Raw genomic sequence first — 9,631 nt, 5'->3', positions numbered from 1 at the left:
CGGCGTTCTGGCGGGCGGCGATGATCGGCGAGTACACCACTGTCCCCAGGCCCGCGTTCATCTGACGGATGGATTCCAGCAGGTCTTCTCCTAGCAGCCTGTCGGACTTAGCCCCTAGGATAAGGGCATGAGTCAACATAAAGGCTTTTTGTTGCTCCACATTCTAACGTAAGGTGATTTCCGCGAGAAATCCAACCCGTAGGAGCCCGCTTGCGGGCGACGGGTGGGGGCACAATGACGCGATTCCGGCAGGTCACGTCGCCCGCAAGCGGGCTCCTACGGAGCTTGATGTTTCAAACACTTCCAGTTCATCATCAGTCAGGGGTTGCGTGTTCGATGGCATGTCTGATCTCCACAAGTTGCTTGGCGGACAGGTTTCCCCGTTCGGACTTCGCGTGCAGTACCAACAGCATGAGTGCCCCAGAGGCGAATCGGGTGTAGTAGATCACCCGTACCCCACTGGATTTGCCGGATCCGGCGCGGGTCCAACGCACTTTCCGCAGTCCGTCCGTGCCGGGAATCACATCGCCGGCGTCGGGGTTTCGTGCCAGTAACGCGGCCAGAGCTTTGTGAACAGTGGGGTTTCGACGACGGTGTATATGGGGGAGAGATAGCGTTCGCACCTGATATCCAGACAGACCTTCGTGTAGTAGGGGCGGGTTTGAAACCCGCCCCTACGTCCGGTTATCACGTCCGAAGGCGATAGCTCATGGCGGTCGTATGGACAAGGCGGCTGGTCTGGGCGTCATCGCCCAGGCCCTTGGCGCAGACCAGCCGGCAGCCGGTCGCTCTGCATCCCGGATGCGCTGGCCGCCCCCTCAGTGCACCCGCACTCCCGCCGCCTCCAGCTCCGCGAGGACCGGCATGAGTTCCGCAATTTCCGCCGCGTCGTCGCTGACCTGGAGGTAGCGGCGCAGGTCGGCCGCGGCGGCCGGGGTATAGCCCAGTTCGCGGTAGATCAGGCCGCGGTCACGCAGGTCATCGGGCGAATCCGGCTGCAGGGCGAGGAGTCCATCGACCGCGATCAGCGCCTGTCCCAGGTCACCGTCGCGCAGGAAGATCACCTTCAGGTTGGCCAGCATCCGCACCAGGATCTCCCGCCGGGTGGCCGGCCGCAACAGTGCCGGATTCGCCGCGACGGTCAAGGCCCCGCAGCCGTAGACATCGTCCAGGCGGCGGTCCAGATCCTCCAGATCGAGTGAGGCGCCGCGACTGAAGGGGTCGAGGACCAGCATCGCGTCGCCGGCCGCGACCCGCACCAGGAAGTGACCCGGAAAGCCGACCCCGAAAGCCGGTATTCCGACCTGACGCGCGACTTCCACATAGATCAGGGACAGACTGATCGGGATGCCGGTGCGCCGTTCCAGTACCTGATCGAGGAAGCTGTTGCGGGGGTCGTAGAAGTCCTCCAGATTGCCGCCGAATCCCTCCTGATCGAACAGAAAGCGGTTGAGTGCCCGCACCCGGTGCGTCAGGTCCGCCTCACGCGGCACGCTGGAGACCGCGGCGATGCAGAGGCTGTCAAACCGGCGCAGCGACCGGTCGGCATCCAATGTCGGCTGGAACAGACGGCTGATCGCCAGCGCGCCGCGCGGGAGATCGATCGCCGCATCCGGGAGTTGGGCCAACCGGGTGAGTTCTTCTTGGGCTCGCTGCATGGTGATCTCCTGGCTGCTGTAGGAAGTCCCGACAGTGCATCCGCCGAGGCGTTCCGTCAACCCGTTGGTCTTATGTCTCCGGCGCGCAGTTCAGCCGCGACTGCCGTGGATGGGATACCCCAAGGCCCCGGCTCGGTATACTGTGTTCCCGTCCAAATCTCACGAACCAGACGATCCCAATTCAACCATGTCCGTCAACCCTGTCTCCGGTGCCGGCTATCTGTTCCAGGGCATCAGGCTCATCACCCGCCCGGGCCTGCGGCGCTTCGTCATCGTGCCCTTGTTGGTCAACATCCTGGTGTTCTCGGCCGGCATCGCCGCCGGGGTCTCCTGGTTCGAGGGCTTCGTTACCTGGATGGACGCGCGCGTTCCCAGTTGGCTGCAGTGGCTCGACTGGATTCTCTGGCCGGTCTTTGTGCTGTTGCTCCTGGTGCTGGTCTTCTACGGGTTCGCCCTGGTCGCGAACCTGATCGCCGCACCCTTCAACAGCCTGCTGGCGGAGAAAGTCGAACTGCTGCTCACCGGACGGCCGCTGGAGCAGGGCGGCGGGGTGCCGAAGATGCTGAAGGAACTGATTCCGACCCTGTGGGACGAGACCAAGAAGATTCTCTACGCCGTGCTGCTCGCCATCCCGTTCCTGCTGCTGCTGTTCGTGCCGCTGGTGGGGCCGATCCTCTGGTTCCTCTATACCGCCTGGATCATGGCGGTGCAGTACACGGATTATCCTATGGGCAACAACGGGCTGAAATTCCGCGAGCAGCGCCGACGGCTGCGCGAGCGGCGCACCCTGAGTCTGGGGTTCGGTGCCGCGACGGTCGGCGTCAGCATGGTCCCGGTGCTCAACTTCATCGTGATGCCCAGCGCGGTGGCCGGTGCCACCGCCCTGTGGGTGCGCGAACTCAAAGGGTCGCCCAATTACCAGGGCGCGCACGAATCGCGGGTGGCGACCCGCGGTGTGCTGCTGGTCATCGATCAACTCTCCGGACACATGCGCGGCGAGTTCCTGACCGGACCCTTCAGCGGACTGCCCCTGGAGCGGGTTTCGACCCAGGATCTGATCGATCTCCTCGCACAGTGGTATGCCGGTGACCTCGCCTCGGCCGAAGCCCTGGAAGTCTACCTGGAGCGTGAGCGCGAGCAGCCGGTGCGTCGGCCGACGCCCGCGCAGCGTGCGGATGCTCCCAAGCCGACGGCGCGGCAGCACATGCCGCAGGAAGAGGCGAGGGCGGTCCTCGGTTTGGGCCCAGGGGCCGGCCCGGAGGAGATCCGTGCCGCCCATCGGCGGCTGGTCCAGCGGCTGCATCCCGACCGGGGCGGCTCGGATTACCTGGCGGCGAAGATCAACGAGGCCAAGGATGTGCTGCTCGATTAACCCCGTGTGAGACTGGACGTAGGGGCGGGTTTCAAACCCGCCCCTACACGAAAGTCTGTCTGGATATCAGGTGCGAACGCTAAAATCATCGTTCCGGGCGGCGTTTGGGCGTCGCGCACTTGTCGAGGGTCTTGAGCATCGCGACCTTGGCGATGCCTTGAGAAAGCGGGTTGTTTGTGGCTAGCCAGCGATGACCTGCGCAAAGCGGACGAGGGGCTATACTTGGAATTGACCTAAGGTGATTTCCGGAAATGAACATCCCGACTGCGCATGCCTGCAAGACCCCGTAGGACTAGAGGGGCGACTTTAGTCGTCCCGCCGAATACGAAGATCCTTCCCGGAAATCGCCTCAGTTCGAGCGCGCCTGCCGACCGTCAGCAATTCCAAAGTTGAGGGTCTCGAGCGGCCCGTGGTGGATAAGCGCCATCAGCCCCGCCGACGGCTCCACGGTGAGTGGTGCCGCCCAAGACGCCGCCGCAGATCGTGAAGTGACAGCCTTCAGGGTCACATGAGTGCGCTAGACCGGACTGTGGCACCGGGTCGATAATGCCGCGGCCGATGTCCCGGCCGGCAGGTCGGTCGCAGTGAGTGCTTCAACCGAGAGGAATCGAGATCATGCAGACGAAAGAAGAATATCTGGCAAGACTCAAGGCCCAACTCGACGAGTGGCAGGTTGATCTGGAAGGGTTGCGGGCGAAGGCGGAGGATGCCTCTGATGACGTGAAGGCCAAGCTCCATGAGCAGATGGCCGAGGTCAAGGCCAAGTGGGACGAGGGTGCGGCCAAGCGTGAGGAGATCCTGGGTGCCGCCGATGATAAGTGGGAGGAGATCAAGGATGAGGCCGAAGAGAAATGGGAAGAGCTCAAGGTCGGCGTCAAGGACTCCTTCGAGCGGGTGAAGGCCTTCTTCAGTTGAGGCGTTGACCGGCGCTTCCAGGCAAGCCCCGTGCGGTATGCGCCGCGCGGGGGATTGGCACCACAAAGGCACAAAGGGCACGGAGACCAATGCCGCGTTGCATCTTTGCTGCGATCACCTGTTGAGAGATCCAGTGTCAAGACGACGCAGCGGAAATCTCTGTGTTCTTCGTGTCTTTGTGGTGCCAATGATCAAGGCCGGCACGGTGGTTGCTGGTGGATGGGCGTGCTACAGGACGTCCTGCCAAGCCGGATGGGCGGCGATCAGGCGCAGCGCCTGAGGCAGCAGGGTCAGGCCGGGTTCCATCTTGAACCAGGTGGAGGCGCCCGAGGGGTGGGGCAGGGGAATCAGGTCTACCGCAAGCCCCGTAGCGGATCGGTAGGGCCATTGGCGCCCCACGAGCAGGTCCAGTCGTGCCCGGGCGGGCAGTTGATCGGCAAACTGGGCGATGGCAAGCTTGCCCACGGGGATGATCAGTCGGGGCTGGCCGGTTTCCAGTTCGGCGCGCCACCAGGGCGTGCAGTTTTCGACTTCCACCCGATCCGGTACCCGGTCACCGCCCTTGGGATTCTTGCCGGGAAAGCAGCGGCACACCGCGCTCATCAACACCCGTGCGCGAAATCCCGCCTCATTGATCCCGATCGACTCGAACCAACGAAACAACGTCTTGCCAGCCGTCCAGCAAAAGGGTCGGCCTTGTTCGATCTCCCGTGTCCCGGGGGCCTGGCCGATCATCATGACCGGTGAGCGGACGGCGAGGCCGTGGACCGGCGGGCCGAACATGCCGGGGCAGCGGCGGCAGCGGCGCAGGTCCTCATAGAGGCGATCCAGGGCCTCGGTTTGGTCGGATGCCGCGGCGATTGCCGATCGGGAGTCGGCCTGCAGTGACGGGTCGGCCGGACCGCTCCCGGCGGGTTTGATGCCGCCGATCAGCTCCACGCGCTCGTCTTCGCAGTCCAGCAAATCATCGATGGTCTTCAGTCGCTGCGCTTCCACGGCGTGCCTGCGAGGATGGGTGTCATAGTAGGTCCAACGGTAGCGGGCCGCTCGGGCGTTGTCGAGACGGCGACCCTGATAGAGTCGTCGGACGTGATAACCGGACGTAGGGGCGGGTTTCAAACCCGCCCCTACATCAAGGGTCTGTCCGGATATCAGGTACGAAGGCTATACACGTGCGACATGAGCCGATGGTGTCGGCAGTTTTGCATTAAACTACGACGGTATCCCTTGGCTGTTCTTTACCGTGAAAGAACGGCTGCTCCCACGGCGCACGCCCCCAAGCCAGTTGCCCAGGTAACGCTGCCATGTCCGATCGCGAGCCACGTACGCTGACCGAAGAGATTACAGTCCAGGGCGCTGAGCTGGTGGACAAAGTCAAAGCGCTGATCCAGGAGGGTAACGTCCGCCGCCTGGTGGTGCGCCGCCGCAGCGGCGAGGCCCTGCTGGAGATCCCGCTCACCGCGGGCGTCGGAATCGCCGGTGTTCTGACCCTGATGGCACCGGTGCTTGCCGCGTTGGGCGCCATGGCGGCGCTGATCGCGGATTTCCGGGTGCAGATCGAGCGCGACGGGGACGCGTCCCCCAAGTTGCCGCGGCCCGGCGATGACGATTGAAGCGGCCGTGAGCCGCGCATAGTGCACTGATTTCATTTTTTACCGGACGAACACCGCGCCGGTACCCAACCACAACGCGAGAGATTTTTGATGCAGCAAGTCAAGCAGACCGCCGAATACACCGTGTTCCAGAAGAAGTCCGGCCGCTATGCGGTACAGGCCAATGCCAAGGGCAAGAAGTGGCTGAACGGAGAGGACAAGGTCCGTATCCTGGTGGACGAACAGTTGGTCAAGGTCATGACCCCCAAGGCCCCGCCTGCCGAGGCGCCGGCTGAAGAGGCGCCGGCCGCATCCTGAGCCGCGTCCCGGGCCTTGCCCCGGCCGTCGCGCTGAGCCCCGGCTCCAACCCCGCCGGGTCGACCCGGGATCTGGGTCCGCCACTCCCGGTCGATGGGGCGCTCGCTCCCCTTTCCGCCGCGCTGACGCTGGGTCACGCGGTCTTGGTCGCCCCGCCCGGATCGGGCAAGACCACCCACATCCCGCTCCTGCTGCGGGATGCCGCCTGGCTCGCCGGCCAGACCGTCCTGATGCTGGAGCCGCGCCGTCCGGCGGCGCGGATGGCGGCTGCCCGAATGGCGGCGCTGCTGGGCGAAACACTGGGTGAAACGGTCGGTTATCAGGTGCGCTTCGAGCGCTGTATCGGGCCGCGCACCCGCATCCAGGTGGTCACCGAGGGGATTCTGACCCGGCGTATTCAGTCCGATCCAGGGCTTGAGGGGGTCGGGCTCCTGATCTTCGATGAATTCCACGAGCGCAGCCTCCAGGCGGATCTGGGCTTGGCCTTGGCCCTGGATGCCGCACAGGCCCTACGTCCGGACCTGCGGATCCTGGTCATGTCCGCGACCCTGGACGCGGGGCCGGTGGCCGCGCTGCTGGGTGATGCGCCCGTGGTCCGGGCCGCGGGGCGCAGTTTTCCGGTGGACGTTCGCTATGCGGATTCGGCGCCGCGCGATCCCCTGGCCGCCATGGAGTCGGCGATTCGTCTGGCCCTCGTTGAACACGCCGGCGATGTGCTGGCGTTTCTGCCTGGCGTGGCGGAGATCGAGCGGGTACGCCGCCGCCTGGAGCCCGATGTGGGGGCCGTTCTGGATCTGCTGCCGCTACACGGTACGCTCACCGTGGAGCAGCAGCAGCGGGCCCTGGTGCCCGCCCGCGCCGCGGACGGCGGGGGCCGCCGCCGGGTGGTGCTGGCGACCGACATTGCCGAAACCAGCGTGACCATCGAGGGGGTCACCACGGTGATCGACAGTGGTCTGGCCCGCAAGCCCCGCCTGGACCCCGGCTCCGGTCTGACCCGGCTGATGACGGAGCCGATTCCGCTCGCCTCGGCCGATCAGCGCGCGGGACGCGCCGGGCGGACCGCGCCCGGGGTCTGTTACCGGCTCTGGACGCGGGCTCAGGAGGTGGGGCGGGCCGCGCATCGGCGAGCGGAGATCCTGGACGCGGACCTGGCGCAGTTGGTCCTGGATTTGGCCCTCTGGGGGCTGCGCGATCCGGCCGGGCTGCGCTGGCTGGATGCGCCGCCCGCACCCCATTGGGCGCAGGCACTGGCGTTGCTCAAGGATTTGGGTGCGCTGGACGCGAGCGGTGCGATCACACCGGTCGGGCGCCGCATCGCGGAGTTGCCCTTGCATCCGCGATTGGGGCGCATGTTGGCGCAGGCGTCGCAGCCGCAGGACCGGCGTCTGGCGGCCGACCTGGCGGCCCTGCTCGCCGACCGGGATGGCTGGAGCGCTACACCCGGCTTGCCGCGTCCGGCCGATTTGGGTCTGCGGCTCGCGGCCCTGGAGGCCTTCCGGGCCGGTCGCCAGAGCGCGGGGATGGGGCGGGCCCGACTGGCCGCAGCGGATCGGCTGAGTCGTCGGTTGGTGCCGATGGAAGGGGCGCGCGGTGCGCGCCCGCCGAAGAACCCGGCTCCCGGCCCGGCGGAGCGCGCCGTCGCCTTGGAACCCGGTGCGCTCCTGGCCAGTGCGTACCCGGACCGGATCGCCCAGCGACGCGGTGCCCGTGACGGGCGCTATCTGCTGGCGGTCGGCACCGGGGCCGATCTGCCGCCCGAGGACGCGCTCGCTGTCCATCCCTATCTGGTCGCCGCCGAACTCGATGCCCGGGGGCGGGACGCGCGCATCCAGCTCGCGTTGCCGGTTTCGGAGTCGGCGCTGCGCGCGGCGCTGGCCGAGCGCATCCTGACCGGCGAGCAGGTTGCCTGGGACACCGAGCGCGACGCGGTGACTGCGCGTCGGGAGTCCCGACTGGGCGCCCTGGTGCTGGACTCACAGGCGTTGCCGGTCGGCGATCCGGCGCGCACGCTGGAGCTGCTGCTGGGTCAGGTGGCGGCTCGCTTCGACGCGAGTCTGTCGTGGGATGAGCCGGCGCTTCAGTTCCAGGCGCGGGTCGCGTTGCTGTGCCGAATGGATCCGGCGGGGGGCTGGCCGGACCTGAGTGACGAGCGACTGCGTTTGGATCTCGATGACTGGCTGGGTCCCTGGCTCGGGGGGCTGCGCAGTCTCACCGAGGTGCGCGCCCTACCGCTCAAGGAACTGCTCGCCGGTCTGCTCGACCGGGGTCAGCGTGCCCGCCTGGACACGTTGGCGCCGGAGACCCTGACGACCCCGGCCGGCAACCGTCGGCGTCTGGACTACCGGGCCGGGCCCGCGGGCGAGCCCGTCCTGCCGGTCCCGCTCCAGGAGCTGTTCGGCGCCCGCGAGACGCCGAGCGTCTGCCAGGGTCGGGTGCCGGTGATGCTGCATCTGCTCTCCCCGGCCGGGCGGCCGGTACAGATCACCCGTGACCTGGCGGGCTTTTGGGTTCGCGGCTACCCGGAAGTCCGCAAAGAACTGCGCGGACGCTATCCCAAGCACCCCTGGCCGGACGACCCCCTGACCGCGCCGCCGGTGACGCGGACCGGGCGGCCGCGGCGTTAGGCGACTCCCACATCCCGACCGCGCGGGCGGTAGGGGCGACTGTGGTGGCGACTGGCGACTTCAGTCGCCCTCCCCACCGAGCAATCGGCAATCCGCCGTCAACCGCTGTCAGAACACGTTCGAGTGACCGCCATTGGTGGCCGAGAGCCCGGTGGTGCCGACTGCCGGGGCGACGCCGGCGTCATTTTCGCCGGCCATGTGGTTCTGATAGAGTGGTGCGGCGACGCTGACCAGAATGCCGACGATCGCGATGATGATCGCGACTTCGATCAACCGAAAACCTGATTGCATTTTTTTCATGATGCTTCTCGCGGATGTAAGAGGGGCCGGTTGACTCGGAGAGCCGCCGCTGTGCCGGCGCTTCCGCGGTCCCGTCATCCATTAAAAAGCATGAAATATGCCACTTGCTGGTTTTTCCTGGCTGCTTGATTCGAATGATCAAAAATACCAGTGATGCCAAGGAGTCTCCAGGTTGAGAACAGTCAGGTCGTGCTGCGCTGTGGCTTGTTGCGGCTGGCTGCAACGCGTCGCTTGGGCAAAATGTGACAAAATTTGTCAGGTATCGACAGTGAGCGACTCCGGAAATACACCACGGCGACGAGGCGGCCGCAGACTCACGCTGAGATCGGAATTTCTTGTTGACGTCAGGCGTCGATGCGGATCAGTTCAATTCCGGCAACCACGGACCGCGCTGCCGGCCGTGGAGTGGGAGAGCGAGGGAAACATAAGAAGCCGAGCGGACACCGGCTGACGGAAGAAGGATGATCCGATGGCGAATGCTGCCGGTACGGCAGCATTCGCCTCGGATCAGTTCAACAGCGATTCCTAGGGCCGAACCAGCACGATGGCATCGTAGGCCGGCAAGGTGACTTGCGTGACGGCGGCGCCGTCATTGACGGGATCCTGTCCGGTGCCGCGGATGCGCTGGAAGGTGCCGCCAAGATCGACCGTCCGTGCGGTCGGTGTCGCATTGACCACCACCACCGCGTTGTCGAAGTCGCGCCGGAACACATCGGCATTGCCGGCGAACAGGTACACCGAGTCAACCCACACATCGGTGCTCTCGCGGCCCACGTTGAACTTCACCTGGAAATTGCCGGTGCGCGGGGCGGTGAACGTAAACACCTGCCGGCTCCACTGCGCGGGGAT

At 65.9% G+C, this 9,631-nt stretch carries 8 protein-coding genes and 1 pseudogene; 5 read left to right on the top strand and 4 right to left on the bottom strand.

The genetic code is table 11. From position 1 onward, the window contains the following. Positions 1-818: 818 nt before the first annotated feature. A complete protein-coding gene (locus A39O_RS0103500) occupies positions 819-1,658 on the bottom strand; it encodes a SirB1 family protein (protein ID WP_026199140.1) in 840 nt (279 codons plus the stop codon). Positions 1,659-1,845: 187 nt separating this feature from the next. Between A39O_RS0103500 and cysZ the strand changes: the two genes are divergently transcribed. After that, the gene (gene cysZ, locus A39O_RS0103495; protein WP_020503321.1) at positions 1,846-3,030 is read left to right on the top strand and encodes a sulfate transporter CysZ; all 1,185 of its coding nucleotides are present in this window, start codon (positions 1,846-1,848) and stop codon (positions 3,028-3,030) included. A 615-nt stretch (positions 3,031-3,645) separates the two neighbouring features. Then, the gene (locus A39O_RS0103490; RefSeq protein ID WP_020503320.1) at positions 3,646-3,945 is read left to right on the top strand and encodes a sll1863 family stress response protein; all 300 of its coding nucleotides are present in this window, start codon (positions 3,646-3,648) and stop codon (positions 3,943-3,945) included. Between the two features lie 228 nt (positions 3,946-4,173). Here the strand turns inward: A39O_RS0103490 and A39O_RS42505 are convergent, their stop codons facing one another. After that, positions 4,174-5,064, bottom strand: coding sequence for a uracil-DNA glycosylase family protein (locus tag A39O_RS42505; RefSeq protein WP_245561758.1), 891 nt, complete (start codon positions 5,062-5,064; stop codon positions 4,174-4,176). 185 nt (positions 5,065-5,249) lie between these two features. On the opposite strand from A39O_RS42505, the gene A39O_RS0103480 reads away from it, so the two are divergent. The 3 genes from A39O_RS0103480 (at position 5,250) to hrpB (ending at position 8,482) form a co-directional block, all read left to right on the top strand. Then, entirely contained in the window at positions 5,250-5,558 is a 309-nt protein-coding gene (locus tag A39O_RS0103480) for a DUF4342 domain-containing protein (RefSeq protein ID WP_020503318.1), read from the top strand. A 90-nt stretch (positions 5,559-5,648) separates the two neighbouring features. Further along, positions 5,649-5,855 carry a hypothetical protein gene (locus A39O_RS0103475; protein ID WP_020503317.1) on the top strand — a complete coding sequence of 69 codons (207 nt, stop codon included), beginning with the start codon at positions 5,649-5,651 and terminating at the stop codon, positions 5,853-5,855. Positions 5,856-5,998: 143 nt separating this feature from the next. Beyond that, positions 5,999-8,482 (top strand): ATP-dependent helicase HrpB, encoded by a 2,484-nt coding sequence (hrpB, locus tag A39O_RS0103470; RefSeq protein WP_020503316.1) that lies wholly within the window; start codon positions 5,999-6,001, stop codon positions 8,480-8,482. Positions 8,483-8,590: 108 nt separating this feature from the next. Here the strand turns inward: hrpB and A39O_RS0103465 are convergent, their stop codons facing one another. Next, positions 8,591-8,755, bottom strand: a complete 165-nt coding sequence (locus tag A39O_RS0103465; RefSeq protein WP_157639593.1) for a hypothetical protein — start codon at positions 8,753-8,755, stop codon at positions 8,591-8,593. 552 nt (positions 8,756-9,307) lie between these two features. Further along, a pseudogene (locus A39O_RS31835) lies at positions 9,308-9,631 on the bottom strand (hypothetical protein); the annotation flags it as partial.

The sequence above is a fragment of the Lamprocystis purpurea DSM 4197 genome (assembly GCF_000379525.1).
GTDB classification, from domain to species: Bacteria; Pseudomonadota; Gammaproteobacteria; order Chromatiales; family Chromatiaceae; genus Thiodictyon; species Thiodictyon purpureum.
Note: the sequence above shows the minus strand (reverse complement) of the source record. Positions and strands in the feature narration are given on the sequence as shown.